This is a genomic window from Vagococcus intermedius, assembly GCF_029144185.1.
GTDB classification, from domain to species: domain Bacteria; phylum Bacillota; class Bacilli; order Lactobacillales; family Vagococcaceae; genus Vagococcus_D; species Vagococcus_D intermedius.
The window spans coordinates 445063-458428 of record NZ_CP110232.1 but is presented as its reverse complement, the minus strand read 5'-3'; the positions used below and the strand labels follow the sequence as shown (position 1 = coordinate 458428).

Genomic DNA, 13366 nt, shown 5'->3' with positions numbered 1-13366 from the left:
TTTTTTTTCGCAAGAAATACACTAGTGATAGCAAACACTAACTAAATCTTCCTTCTACAATCCTAATGACATCTCTTAAGAATCAACAATAGTAGGCTTTTATTCACTATAAAAACGAGAATCATCACAATCTGTCGCAAAAAACATAAATATCTAACAATAAATGAACACGATTGCGTACTGTTCTTATAGTCGACTAATAATTCTGGTCCTACCTAAAATTAATATCATACAAAAAAACAGTTAATCATTTTCGAAGAACCCTCAAAAATGATTAACTGTAACCTAATTAATTTAATTAGCCATAAAATCATATGGCGTAATATCTGTCATTCCTATCATTGGGTCAATCAACTGTTCCCTGACTTTTGTTAGCGTTAATTGATTGGGTTCAATAGACTCTTCTGATTCTTGACTTGCTAAAGGTTCTAAGTTGACGATCTTTGTCCGCTTATCCTCTTCATTAAAATCATTACTAAATAATGACAGTTCCTCCACTTTAGGTGAGGAGACCGGCTCTTGTTTAGCTGTCTCTTTTTTTTGAGAGTTAACTTTTTTTATCCCAACCTCAGCTTTTTTCTCAGAACTGGACAGCTCACCGATCTCACTGTCCTCTTCTATCATTAAATTCGTTTCATAGTTTTCTAATCGTGTTCGTAAGGTGAGAGACATTTGGTCAGCTGAGATAATTCGTTCTTTAAGACTTGTTTGACGATTCGCCCCTTCATTGGCGACACATTCGCTAAATGCTTTTACTTCTCCTAATAAAATCAACAAATCTTTACTACGCGTCAAGCCTGTATATAGTAGATTTCTTTGTAGCATACGTTGATATTGATGAACCATTGGAAGTATAACCATTTTAAACTCACTACCTTGAGATTTATGAATCGAACAACAATATGACAGAGTAATTTTATTCCATTCATTCCGCTTATAAACCACTTCATTAGCGTCAAACTCAAGAATCAGTTCATCCACCTTATCCTCTGAGTCTTTGGCTAGGGTGATGCCAACAACTTTTCCCATATCCCCATTGAACACATTTGCTTCTGGACTGTTAACTAAATGTAACACCTTATCCCCAATTCGATAGATTTTATCATTCCAGACAACTTCTTTTCGTTGACCATCTGAATTAGGGTTAAATATTTCTTGCATCATCTTATTCAGGTTATCTATCCCAGCAACCCCACGATACATTGGTGCCAGAACTTGAATATCTTGTGGTGTAAATCCTTTTTTTTGGGCTTTAGTTACTATTTGTCTAATAATCTCTTCAATTTGATAAGCATTTGCTTGGAAAAAGGAGCGATCACGATGGTTTTGAGTAAAATCATCAGGTAGCTGTCCTTTTTTGATAGTATGTGCTAAAGAAATAATGCTAGACTGATCTTCTTGACGATAAATTTCGACAAGCTCTCGACTCGGTAATTCACTAATTCCTAGTAAATCATGAAGGACTTGACCTGGCCCGACAGAAGGCAATTGATCTTTATCCCCTACTAAGATAATCTGCATATTTGTTGGCACTGCTTTTAACAAGGTATTAGCTAACCACGTATCAACCATCGACATTTCATCAACAATTAATAACCCACCTTCTAATTCTTTGCTACTTAAACTTGCGTTACTCTCACGACCAGTTAACCCCAACATACGATGAATGGTACTTGCCGGCAGACCTGTCGTTTCATTCATCCGTTTGGCTGCCCTACCTGTTGGTGCTGCCAACAAAATTGGAAAAATGGCGTTTTGATAATCGTCAATATCTAATGAGAGACCATTTAATTCTGCAAAAAGTGTCACAATGCCATTAATGACAGTTGTTTTCCCTGTACCTGGTCCGCCAGTTAAAATAAATAACGGTGAGCGAATAGCTTCTTTCATTGCTTCAATCTGAGAATCTCCATAACTAATAGCTAACTTTTTCTCAATTAATCGGATGGTTTTATCGATATCTTCTTCATCATATTTTATTGTTTTCTTTCGTGATAGTAAGCGTTGAATGGACGTACCAACCCCCCATTCAGAAAAATACAGTGTATTTTCATAAAGGCGTGTCCCTTCTTGTTGTATTTTATTCGCTTCTACTAAGGCAATGATTTCATTGGCCACTAAGTCTGGACTGATTCTAAATGAGCGACTACTTTCTAAAGTTCTGATAGCCTTTTTTAGTAACTCTTCGGCTTCAATATAGGTGTTACCTGTATCAAAACAACTATCTAATAAGACATGTCTAATGGCAGCTGCTAATCGTTTAGGCGAATCAGCTGCGTAACCAAGTTGCTCCGCTATAACATCTGCTTTTTTAAACCCAATTCCTTCAATATCTTCTGTTAATTGATAAGGATTTTCTTCAATAATGTTTAAGGTTTCTTCCTTATAGGTTTGAAATATAGCCATGGCTAACTGACTGCCAAAACCGTAACGGTTTAGCCCAATGACAATTTGTTCCATTCCATAATTTTGACGAAGCGTCTCAACGATCATATCTCGTTTGGCTGAAGTGATGCCTGGAACACTATTAAGACGTGTTGGGTCCGCCATAACTTCATCAATAATCCCTTCACCTAACATTTCAACCATATTTTCAGCAGTTTTCTTCCCAATACCTGGAAATTTATCACTGGATAGATAAGCAATTAGTCCCGTTTCAGACGTCGGTTTATCTTGCTGATATGACTCGACTTGAAACTGTTGACCATACCTTGGATGGTCAACAAAATCACCTTGAAAACGATAGACTTCTTCCTCTTGTAGATCTCCAAAGCTCCCTGTCACAACAATTTCTTTTTCTTTATAAGAAGTATTAGTAGAGACTACTTTAACCAAGACTACTTTATAAAAATTAGTAGGGTTTTGAAAAAAGATAGCGGCTACTTTCCCTGTGATAAACATGCCTTCAGTTGGATCTAATTCATCTGCAAGTACGTCTCCCATTTCACTCCCACTTTCTTTTTGGATTATGTATCTATGATAGTAGTTTATCTGAATAATAACAAGAAAAAATAACCTTTTTAGTTTTTTTATCGACTACTACTTATTGACAGTAACATGATTTTTATTTACACTCACTAAAAGGAGTGATTTAATGCTAATTCCAGACAAAAATGCCAAATATCCTAATCCTCTCATTCCACAACTTATCTTTATCAAAAATGATTTAACAAGAGACTCCATAAGTGTTGGTGACTACACCTATTTTGATGCCGGCAACTCAGAAATAAGCTTTGAAGAGTGCGTCACCCATCACTATGATTTTATTGGTGATAACTTAATTATTGGAAAATTTTGTGCCATTGCTAGCGGTATTGAGTTCATCATGAATGGCTGTAACCATCGTCTAGCTTCTGTCACAACTTATCCTTTTAATATCATGGGTGGGCAGTGGGCAGACCATGCTCCAAAATTAACTGACTTACCCTATAAAGGCGATACTATCATTGGAAACGATGTTTGGTTTGGGCAAAATGTCACTGTTTTACCAGGCGTTACGATTGGTAATGGTAGTATTATTGCAGCAAACTCAGTTGTAACAAAAGATATTCCACCTTATACAGTTGTCGGTGGAAACCCTGCAAGACAAATAAAGAAACGCTTTTCAGATGAGGTTATTCAAGCCCTTGAAGCCTTAGCTTGGTGGGACTGGCCAATCGACACGATAACTAAGCATCTCGATGTACTAACAGATAGCAACCTCGATCTAAAAAAATTAACACAACTAAAAAACGAGGTTAGCCATGGCTAACCTCGTTTTTTTGATTAAAACTTAATCCAATTTATCGTTTTCGTAATGATGAGTTAGTTCTAAATTTGGAAAACTTTGTTGACGTAAGGCCTCATAAATGACTAAGGCAGCTGTATTAGATAAATTAAGCGAACGGACATGTTCATCGTTCATCGGTATTCGAACACATAACTCTTCATTGTCCCGCATAAATTCTTCTGGCAAACCTGTTGTTTCTTTTCCAAACATAAAATAGTGATCTTTTCCATCATTATAATCTACGTCACTATACACATCATGACCAAATTTTGTGACTAAATGTAGTGAAATAGTCGGATTTTTTTCTAAAAAATCAGCTAAATTTTTATAGTACGTAAGGTCTACATCGTTCCAATAATCTAGTCCGGCACGTTTTAACTGTTTATCATCCGTTGAAAAACCTAAAGGTTCAATTAGATGCAAGGGCGTATTAGTTGCGGCACATGTTCTCGCAATATTCCCTGTATTGGCAGGTATTTGTGGTTCAAATAAGACAATATGATTTGTCATGATTATTTCCTCCTGGTCATTTGACTATTTCTATTTGAGGCGATATACAAAAAAAGAACGTATCGCCTCGGTGTTAGTCCACTGCGAGTCGTTACGTTAGTGAGTATTTTTCACTAACTTTTATCAGAACAGGACCCTGATAAAAACTATCGAAAAATAACTTTAAAGATACTATACCAAATGCTTTCACAATTTGCAACAACCATTTTCAAAAAAAATTCACATTTACATTTTACTTTTTCCAACTAAGACCAAAACATCGATTGTTATTTCAGTAATCCCTTGTGCTTTAGCCTGAGCGAAAGCCTGTTTTGACGCTCCCCAATGTAATGGTGACATTCTTAAAAGGTGTTCTTGATTTTCTTCGCTTACAGGGACTTGATAAGTCAAACGTTCTTGTGAAAGGAGTGTCATTTCTTGTGAAAATTTATTAACAACTTTTTCATTACTGTACACTTGTTTACTTTCATTATCTACATAAAAGACTTCTCTTAACTCTTTTAAGTAATTCTCTTCAGGTACTACTTTAATTAACAAGCCCTCTTTTTGTAGGACACGCGTAAATTCACTATAATGACTTGGAGAAAAAATATTTAACAAATGACTCATACTCTGACTAGCAAAAGGTAAATTCGTCATGTCTGCAATACACCAAAAAGCCTCTACTGGTTGATTAGTCGCTAAAAATACCCCATCCTTTGAAATATCAAAGCCTATTTTGGTCCCAGGAACTTTCTCATCTGCTAAGGCTTGCAAAAAACTGCCTTCGCCACATCCCATATCAACCATACTTGTTATTGGTATTTGTCTCATTAAATCAGCAATTTTTTTTACAAGTGGTTGATATAAGCCACTTTTAATCATCTCTTGACGATGGACTAACATTTCTTTATCATAATCTGTTTTGATATGGTGAGATAAAAAATGAAGCGTTCCTTTTTTAGATAAGTCGTACTGATGGTGATTTTGACAAACAAAACTCATCGTATTTTCCTTTATTGACATCTTACTTGAGCATTTAGGACAGGCAAATAACTCGCCATGTTTTTCTAGGTAAGCTCGTCCTTGATCAATTTTTTTTAACAACATTAGCCTTGTTCCTTTCACATAATATCTTCATTATCATACCACATTTTCTTTGAAAAAATATGGTATAATTGGTCTATAACAATTATCGACCCTTAAATGGATCAATTGAAAGGATGTGTCACATGTTAATAAAAGAATTCTGTGCAGAAAATTTCACTCATATCCCTAGTGCCATCAAAGCTGGAGCTAAGAGAATTGAATTGTGTGATAATTTAACAGCGGGAGGAACAACTGTTAGCCCTGGTGTTATGAGCCAGACCTATGATTATTGCCATGAACATGAGGTGACCGTTATGACAATCATTCGCCCTCGTGGTGGTGACTTTGTTTATACTGATGCCGAGTTAAAAATCATGCATGAAGATCTAGCAGTTGCCAAAACAAGGGGAACTGATGGCATAGTAATTGGCTGTTTAACTTCTGAAGGTCAACTTGATAAAGAAGCGATGTTAGAATTTTTAGCTGCTGCTGAAGGTCTACAAATTACCTTCCATATGGCTTTTGACGCCTTAAATAAAGAAGAACAATTTAAAGCAATTGATTGGTTAGCCGAAAATGGCGTCCATCGCATTTTAACTCACGGAGGGGCTGCTGGGACACCCATCGCTGATAATTTGGCTTATTTAAAAGAATTGATTACTTATAGTGCCAAACGAATTATTATCTTACCAGGTGGGGGAATTTCTTATGAAAATCAAGAAATGGTCGCCAATAATTTAGAGATTAGCGAAATCCATGGTACTAAAATTGTTGACTTAACATAAAAAAAAGCCTCCTATTTTTAGGAGGTTTTTTTAAATGAAATAACTCATAAAAAGACTAGCAATATTAAAATAGATTAAGACACTCGTTAAATCACTGAGCGTCGTAATAAAGGGCCCACTAGCAACTGCTGGATCAAAACCTAACTTATCCATCAGCATTGGGATTAAACTTCCTGCCAAATTGGCTACTGTAATAGCAAAAAGCATTGCGATTCCTATTACAAAACCTAATGGGAAATTCTGTTTCCAAATACCTACCACAATAAAAATCGCAAGACCTGTCACTGCTCCGGTAATTAAACCGGTCAGTACTTCACTAATAATCAAACGGAAAAAACCACTGTCTTTATCATCTTGCACAGCAAGTCTTCTAACCGCTACCGCTAAGGACTGCGTTCCTGCATTTCCAGCTGTCCCAGTGATAAGTGAAATGAAGACTGCCAAAATACTTGCCTCGCTTACCAGTTCCTCATAACGACCAATCAAAGTCGCAGTCGACATGCCTAAAAATAGAAGTGTTATCAGCCAAGGTAAGCGTTTAGACGCAGCTTTAAAAGGATTTTCACTTGATTCTTCAACGTCTACCCCTGCCAAACCTGAATAATCACTGGCTGCTTCTTCATCAATGACATCAATAATATCATCAACTGTTACGATCCCTAATAAATGTCCCTCATAATCAGTAACCGGAACTGCTAAAAAGTCATAATCTCGAATCATTTTTGCCACATCTTCTTGATCATCACCGACTTTAACTGACATTACCCGCTCACTCATAATATCTGAGATCATTCGATCATCATCATTCACAATTAAATCTCTTAGTGAAATAACCCCTACTAAAATATTTTCACGATCCACGACAAAGACATAATAAATCGTCTCTGCTACTGTGGCTTCATTTTTTAAAAGATACATAGCAGAACGAACCGTTTGATTGGCAACAATGGAGACATATTCAGTGGTCATAATTGAACCAGCCGTTTCGTCTTCATAGTGTAATAATTCCTTGATTTCACTCGCACTTTCGGTATCCATCAAACTCAGATACTTAGCCATAGTTGTTTTATCTAATTGATTTAAAGTATCCACAGCATTATCTGTGTACATTTCTGCTAACATGTCTGCCACATAGCTTGGCTTCATCTCTTTTAAATATTCTTCCACATCTTCTTCATCTTCTTCAATAACATCGAACATATCTGCCATTTCCTTAGGTGACAAATAAGTGTATACGCGTTGGCGCTCCTCTTCATTTAAAGATAAATAAAATTGCCCTTGCTCATAAATATGAAGATTAAAAAATAGTTCTCTAAACTCTATTAACTGATCTGCCTGAAGAACAGCTAATAAATAGTCATATTGCTCCTCAATCGTTGTTTGACCATCCATTAAACTTTCTCCTCCGTTCCCTTTATTCTTGCATGCTACCCAACACCGTTTTCATATCTTTTGGTAAAGCTAATTGGCAGTGTACCGTCTCTTTTGTAAATGGGTGTGTAAAAATCAATTCACCGCAGTGTAAGGCTTGACGCCTGATACCTTGATTCAACTCCCCACCGTACATCTCATCCCCTAACAAGGGGCAACTAAGCGCTTCAAAGTGAACACGAATTTGATGCGTACGCCCTGTGTGCAATTGAATATCAACTAAAGCCAAGTTTTTTCTTCTCTCTAATAACCAGTATTCAGTCTTAGAGGCTAAGCCATTGGGACCCGTCTGCCGTTTTAATAATGATGTCAGGTCACGTTCAATCGGTAAGTCAATTATTGCATGACTCTCTAAATCTGAGATATTACCACTCACCAAGGCTTGATATTTTTTAATTACACGCTTATTTCGCAATTCTTGATCTAATAAAGCATGAGCAAAACCGTGCTTAGCAAATAACATCAACCCTGTAGTATCTCGATCTAAACGGGTCACAATATGAACAACTTGATTGGCATAACCTTGACTACAGACATAATGCTTCACTCGGTTTGCCATCGTTCCTTTCGGATGGTACTGAGCAGGAATTGATGCCACATTCGTCGGTTTATTGACTACAAGATAGTGCTCATCTTCAAACACTATTTCAATTGGCGTTTCATCTGGGATGAGTGTCTCATGTTCTTTTTCATCGGGAATTTCAAAGGTCAACACATCATCTTTTTTCAAGTAATACAGCACATTTTCTCGCTGACCATTGACTGAAATATGCCCACCATGAAATTTCACCTTTGCTAGTAGCCCTCTAGACACTCCCTGATTTTTCAAAAAATATTTAATCTGTTGTGGTTCTAGTTCCTTATATGTCCAATTAAAAATCATGTATTTCTAGGTCCTTTTCTTCCGAACTTTTTTCTATAAAGGCATCTTTTACTCGTCGCCAAAAATGGGTATGTTTTGAAGCGGTAAAATGAATCCGTTCATCAGCAATCCGGTATTCTATTTGTTTTATTTTAGATTGAGGTAAGTTCAACTGATCAATCGACAGTAAATAATCATCGGCCTCGGCTAATGCTATAGTAATCCATTCATCATTGGCAATCACTAAAGGTGAGCCTAATGACCGATACACTCGATTATTTAATGAGGCAATCTCCGTCATTTGTAATACGTTGACTCGCGGATGAATAACCGCCCCACCTACACTTTTATTATAACCAGTTGACCCCGTTGGCGTAGCCACCGATAAACCATCCCCACGAAAACGTTCGAATAACTCTTTCTTAATGGAGATATCAGCCACCATTGTTTGAGTCATTCTTTTAATGGTACATTCATTTAAAGCTAAAAAATGTTGTGATTCTTTATTATCATAAAATGTCACTCGGACATCGAGTAGAGGATAACTGACACTTTGTCCTTCGTCATTTAATAAGCTTGTCAGTAGTTTTTCTAATTCATAGTCCCGCCAATCTGTATAAAAACCTAAATGGCCTGTATGGATTCCTACAAAGCGTATCTTATTTAATAAGTGAACATATCGGTGAAACGCTGACAATAAAGTACCATCGCCCCCTATAGAAATAACAATATCCGGTTGTTTATCATTAATTTCTATCTCCGTGGCGGCAATAAGTTTTGTTAATTTCGCCATGGCTTGCTGTGATTTTTCAGACCGATTCGCGATTATTGATACCTTCACCTACTCCATCTCCCTTTAGTTATTCCAAACTATCTGTCTCACTAGCTTGGTCTTCACTAGCTTCTAAACGAGCTATCTCCTCGTGACGTTTTAAATAGTCTTGATAATATCGATCATGTTGCTTCCCTCGACCATGTGAAAATAACTGTTGTGCTTCTTGAATTTCTTCACGAATCTTCGACATTTCTTCATCTAGCCAATGAGCAGCTTCGGAGGCATTCCGCAACCGATCATTAATTTCTTGAGGAAACTCGCCCTGATATTTATAATTGAGTGAATGCTCGATCGTTGCCCAAAAATTCATTGATAATGTTCTAATTTGAATTTCCGCATAGATTTTCTTTTCCCCTGTCACTAACTGAACTGGATATTCAATAATCAAGTGATAAGAACGATAACCACTCTCTTTTTGATTTGTGATATAATCTCGCTCCTGAACAACTGTCATATCTTTACGTGCCCTAATCAAGCGAACCACTTCATAAATATCATCAACAAACTGACACATAATTCTAAGCCCGGCAATGTCTTGCATCTCATCTTCCAAACGCTCCATCGGAATACCACGTAATTTGGATTTGATTTTAATGCTATCCATTGGCTTAACCCGACCTGTCACAAATTCGATTGGGGCATGTTGATTGTTATCTCTAAACTGCTTACGAATGCCTTTTAATTTTATTTTCATCTCAGACACCACTTGTTCATATGGTGCTAAAAATAATTCCCATTTTTCCATCTCAGCAACCTCGTTCTTTGCTTAAATTTCTAGTACTAATCTCACTCGTATTATTCTAGCATAAATCATAAAAAAAAGTTAGTTATCCACAATAGTTTACATTTTTATCTATTTAAAGATTGACGAAATTACTTTTTTGAGCCAAAATGTTAGAAGTATCTTTTTTTGAAGGAGTGTTAGGATGAGTCAAGAAGTTGAAATCGAATTTAAAACACGTTTAACCAGCAAACAATATGCAAAATTAATGACTGATTATAACTTGACAGAGCAAGATTGTTTTACCCAAACTAATAATTACTTTGATACCCCGGACCATCTATTAAAAAAACAAAAAATGGGGCTACGAATTCGTCTGCTACCAACAGAGGCTGAATTAACATTAAAGTCCCCTCTAGTTACTGGCTATGGTCTGTTAGAAACTACTGATAAGTTAACATTAACAGAAGCAAAAGACCTAATTGATGAAGATAATATTTTACTAACAGGTAATGTGGCGACTTACTTAAAAGACTTAGGAATTGATCCAATTAAGCTGACAAGTTTTGGACAACTTACGACTAAGAGAGCGGAGGTAGCACTCACACCAGATAATCTCTTAGTTTTAGATGAAAGTTGGTATCATGGGCAACACGATTTTGAATTGGAAATGGAAGTTAAAAATGCAGAAAGTGGCAAAGCTTTCTTTGTGAACTTTTTAAATCGACATGGTATCCCCTACTCACCAACTAAAAATAAAATTGAACGAACTTTTGCTGCCAAAATGGCAGAATAAGCCATTTCATTTCATTTTATTCAGGTTTTCTGATACATTAGAGTTATTAAAAGAAAAGGGTTATGGGGGATTATTATGATTGAAATTTATTTATTTATCCATCCTCTTTGTCCAGATAGTCTTTCATCTGAGAAGAGGCTCTTACAGATGATTCAAAATGCACCGAAAAAGGTTCAGTTCAAAATACTGCCATTACTTAACTTACATACCTTTCAACAATTTTTAATGAAGCAAAATACTAAATTTTTAAATCTATATGAACGTAATCAGCTTTTTGATGCAGCTTATTCAGCGGCGCTTGATTATAAAGCCATTCAGCTTCAAGGTAAAAAAAAGGGACGATTATTTCTCTTGAATTTACAAGATAAAGTTTGCAATGAGCAGATTCCTTATTCTAAACAACTTGTCGTAGATATTATTGAGTCAATTAATGGTGACTTAGATATGTTTGAAAGTGACCGCCAATCAGATGTTATCAAACAATCATTTGAAACTGACCAAGCAATTGCCAAAGAGATGTCTGTTTCTAAAACTGATTCAGCCGTTTTTTTCAATTATACTAAAAATCAAGACTACGGTGTCCTAGTTGAAGATGGTCTAACAACTGAGTTACTAAATGAGCTATTACAAATCAATGATGAAGAACCTAGTGAGTTAACTATTTACAAACAAGAGCAAGCGACTGTCAAACATGCCGACTTGGCTCACTGTGCTTTAAAATTATTAAAAAATTAGAACCCCCTATTAAATAGGAGGTTCTTTTATTATTAATTAAAGCTGGCCACCAGTTCTTCAAATTCGGCTAAACGAGTATTAAATACCGCCATAGCTTCTTCAATATAAGTTGGTGATGTCATATCAACACCGGCTTTTTTCATGACTTCAATTGGATAATCACTGCTACCAGCTTTTAGGAAGGTCAAATACTTGTCTAGAGCGCCTTCTTCTTCGCTAATAATTTTTTCAGCTAAAGCTGAAGCTGCAGAAAAACCAGTTGAATACTGATAAACATAATAATTATAATAAAAATGTGGAATACGTGACCATTCGACTGCTATCTCTGGATCTTTCTCGACAGCTGCTCCGTAATAGATTTCATTAAGGTTGCCGTAATACTCATTTAAATAATCACTAGTTAATGGTACTCCTTTGGCATCTTCAGTATGTATAAAATGTTCAAATTCTGCAAATTGGGTTTGACGGAAAATTGTCCCTTTAAAACCATCTAAATAACGATTCAACACATAGGCTCTGACTTGAGGGTCCGTCTCAGTTTCTAATAAATACTCCGTCAATAAGTTTTCATTAGTCGTTGACGCTATTTCTGCTAAAAAGATTGAATAATCGCCATACATATAAGGCTGATTATTGCGTGTCAAATAGCTATGAACACTGTGTCCCATCTCATGAACAAGTGTGTACATCTGATCCAAACTATCGTGCCAATTCATCAAAATATACGGGGCTGAATCATAACAACCTGATGAATACGCACCACTTCTTTTTCCTTGATTTTCAACGACGTCAATCCATCTAGAGTCATAAGCTTCTTTGACAATCGCTAAGTACTCCTCTCCCATCGGTTTCAAGGCTTCTAGTGATTTCTCTTTCGCTTCCTCATAGGAATAACGAATTTGTGCCTCACCTAAAATTGGTGTGTACATATCATACATATGTAAAGCATCTAAGCCTAATAATTTTTTTCTAAGAGCAACATAGCGATGTAACGAAGGCAAATTATTTCTGACCACTGAAATCAATGTATCGTAAACACTCTCTGGAATGTGATTGGCACTCAAAGCTGCCTCACGGGCTGATGAATAGTTTCTAACAGTTGCTTTATAGTTATGTCCTTTGACATGGTTACTAAGGGTTGTTGCGAGCGTATTTTGAAATTGTTGATAAACACTGTACATCCCTTTAAATGCTTCCTCACGCACTTTAGCATTAGTACTCTCTAACAACTGGCCATACAAGCCATGAGATAATTGAACTTCTTGTCCTTCTTCATTCGTTACCGTTGGAAATTTAAAATCAGCATTATTCAAAATGGAAAAGGCTTTACTTGAAGCACCAAAAATTTCACTGGCACCGGCTAAAAGAGCTTCTTCCTTTTCAGTTAAAATGTGTGGACGCTCGCTAATAATTGTCTCAATAAAATGGCTATATTCTGTAAGCTTAGCTTCCTCTTCAAAATAGCGCCAAATCTCATCGTCACTTAGTTGTAATAATTCTGGTTCAAACCACGACATAGCTTCATTGACTTGAGCGGACAAGCTACTTGCTTGAGCATGCATTGCTTGATAAGCGGTATTTGTAGTATCTTGATCATTTTTTAAATGGGAGTAAACATATAGCAACTCAAACTCGCGAGAAATTGAAGCAATTGCTTCAATGGCTTCTAATAAAGCTGATGGCCCTTCTTTCAATTTTCCTTGATGTGCTTTGACCGTCGCTATCTTACTCGAAAATGACGCCAAAGCCTCGTTGAAAGCCTCATCTGTTGCAAACATCGTTGTTAAATCCCAAGTCATCTCACTGGGAACTTCTAATCGTTTAGGTAATTGTTGGGTTGTAGTCATCTACTCA

The 13366-nt window shown here is 36.3% G+C and carries 12 protein-coding genes; 4 read left to right on the top strand and 8 right to left on the bottom strand.

The features are described from left to right. Positions 1 to 294: 294 nt before the first annotated feature. Complete coding sequence (gene recD2, locus OL234_RS02010) at positions 295 to 2943, bottom strand: SF1B family DNA helicase RecD2 (protein WP_275469507.1); 2649 nt, start codon at positions 2941 to 2943, stop codon at positions 295 to 297. 151 nt (positions 2944 to 3094) lie between these two features. Here recD2 and OL234_RS02005 point away from each other — a divergent pair, with 151 nt between their 5' ends. Further along, positions 3095 to 3751, top strand: a complete 657-nt coding sequence (locus OL234_RS02005) for a Vat family streptogramin A O-acetyltransferase (protein ID WP_275469506.1) — start codon at positions 3095 to 3097, stop codon at positions 3749 to 3751. A 21-nt stretch (positions 3752 to 3772) separates the two neighbouring features. Here the strand turns inward: OL234_RS02005 and trmL are convergent, their stop codons facing one another. Then, complete coding sequence (gene trmL, locus OL234_RS02000; protein WP_275469505.1) at positions 3773 to 4279, bottom strand: tRNA (uridine(34)/cytosine(34)/5-carboxymethylaminomethyluridine(34)-2'-O)-methyltransferase TrmL; 507 nt, start codon at positions 4277 to 4279, stop codon at positions 3773 to 3775. 225 nt (positions 4280 to 4504) lie between these two features. Beyond that, positions 4505 to 5365, bottom strand: a complete 861-nt coding sequence (locus tag OL234_RS01995) for a methyltransferase domain-containing protein (protein ID WP_275470095.1) — start codon at positions 5363 to 5365, stop codon at positions 4505 to 4507. A gap of 125 nt (positions 5366 to 5490) precedes the next feature. On the opposite strand from OL234_RS01995, the gene OL234_RS01990 reads away from it, so the two are divergent. Next, positions 5491 to 6132, top strand: a complete 642-nt coding sequence (locus OL234_RS01990) for a copper homeostasis protein CutC (RefSeq protein WP_275469504.1) — start codon at positions 5491 to 5493, stop codon at positions 6130 to 6132. A 30-nt stretch (positions 6133 to 6162) separates the two neighbouring features. On the opposite strand, the gene mgtE is transcribed toward OL234_RS01990, so the two are convergent. Genes mgtE through yjbM form a run of 4 tightly spaced genes read right to left on the bottom strand, consistent with a single transcriptional unit; the run spans position 6163 to position 10005 of the window. Then, the gene (gene mgtE, locus OL234_RS01985) at positions 6163 to 7524 is read right to left on the bottom strand and encodes a magnesium transporter (protein WP_275469503.1); all 1362 of its coding nucleotides are present in this window, start codon (positions 7522 to 7524) and stop codon (positions 6163 to 6165) included. Between the two features lie 22 nt (positions 7525 to 7546). Next, a complete protein-coding gene (locus OL234_RS01980; protein ID WP_275469502.1) occupies positions 7547 to 8446 on the bottom strand; it encodes an RluA family pseudouridine synthase in 900 nt (299 codons plus the stop codon). Then, positions 8436 to 9266 (bottom strand): NAD kinase, encoded by an 831-nt coding sequence (locus OL234_RS01975; RefSeq protein ID WP_275469501.1) that lies wholly within the window; start codon positions 9264 to 9266, stop codon positions 8436 to 8438. Before OL234_RS01975 ends, OL234_RS01980 begins: the two co-directional genes overlap by 11 nt. Positions 9267 to 9285: 19 nt before the next feature. Continuing rightward, positions 9286 to 10005 carry a GTP diphosphokinase gene (gene yjbM / locus OL234_RS01970; RefSeq protein ID WP_275469500.1) on the bottom strand — a complete coding sequence of 240 codons (720 nt, stop codon included), beginning with the start codon at positions 10003 to 10005 and terminating at the stop codon, positions 9286 to 9288. A gap of 181 nt (positions 10006 to 10186) precedes the next feature. Between yjbM and OL234_RS01965 the strand changes: the two genes are divergently transcribed. Further along, positions 10187 to 10777, top strand: coding sequence for a CYTH domain-containing protein (locus tag OL234_RS01965; RefSeq protein ID WP_275469499.1), 591 nt, complete (start codon positions 10187 to 10189; stop codon positions 10775 to 10777). 75 nt (positions 10778 to 10852) lie between these two features. Continuing rightward, positions 10853 to 11512 carry a DsbA family protein gene (locus tag OL234_RS01960; protein ID WP_275469498.1) on the top strand — a complete coding sequence of 220 codons (660 nt, stop codon included), beginning with the start codon at positions 10853 to 10855 and terminating at the stop codon, positions 11510 to 11512. Between the two features lie 32 nt (positions 11513 to 11544). Here the strand turns inward: OL234_RS01960 and pepF are convergent, their stop codons facing one another. After that, positions 11545 to 13359 (bottom strand): oligoendopeptidase F, encoded by a 1815-nt coding sequence (gene pepF / locus OL234_RS01955; protein WP_275469497.1) that lies wholly within the window; start codon positions 13357 to 13359, stop codon positions 11545 to 11547. Positions 13360 to 13366: the final 7 nt, after the last annotated feature.

Bases quoted from the DNA above. Each gene is read 5' to 3' on its own strand.
- mgtE (WP_275469503.1), bottom strand. From the start codon at position 7,524: ATGGATGGTCAAACAACGATTGAGGAGCAATATGACTATTTATTAGCT.
- recD2 (WP_275469507.1), bottom strand. From the start codon at position 2,943: ATGGGAGACGTACTTGCAGATGAATTAGATCCAACTGAAGGCATGTTT.
- pepF (WP_275469497.1), bottom strand. From the start codon at position 13,359: ATGACTACAACCCAACAATTACCTAAACGATTAGAAGTTCCCAGTGAG.
- OL234_RS01980 (WP_275469502.1), bottom strand. From the start codon at position 8,446: ATGATTTTTAATTGGACATATAAGGAACTAGAACCACAACAGATTAAA.
- OL234_RS01965 (WP_275469499.1), top strand. From the start codon at position 10,187: ATGAGTCAAGAAGTTGAAATCGAATTTAAAACACGTTTAACCAGCAAA.
- OL234_RS01960 (WP_275469498.1), top strand. From the start codon at position 10,853: ATGATTGAAATTTATTTATTTATCCATCCTCTTTGTCCAGATAGTCTT.
- OL234_RS01990 (WP_275469504.1), top strand. From the start codon at position 5,491: ATGTTAATAAAAGAATTCTGTGCAGAAAATTTCACTCATATCCCTAGT.
- trmL (WP_275469505.1), bottom strand. From the start codon at position 4,279: ATGACAAATCATATTGTCTTATTTGAACCACAAATACCTGCCAATACA.
- OL234_RS02005 (WP_275469506.1), top strand. From the start codon at position 3,095: ATGCTAATTCCAGACAAAAATGCCAAATATCCTAATCCTCTCATTCCA.
- yjbM (WP_275469500.1), bottom strand. From the start codon at position 10,005: ATGGAAAAATGGGAATTATTTTTAGCACCATATGAACAAGTGGTGTCT.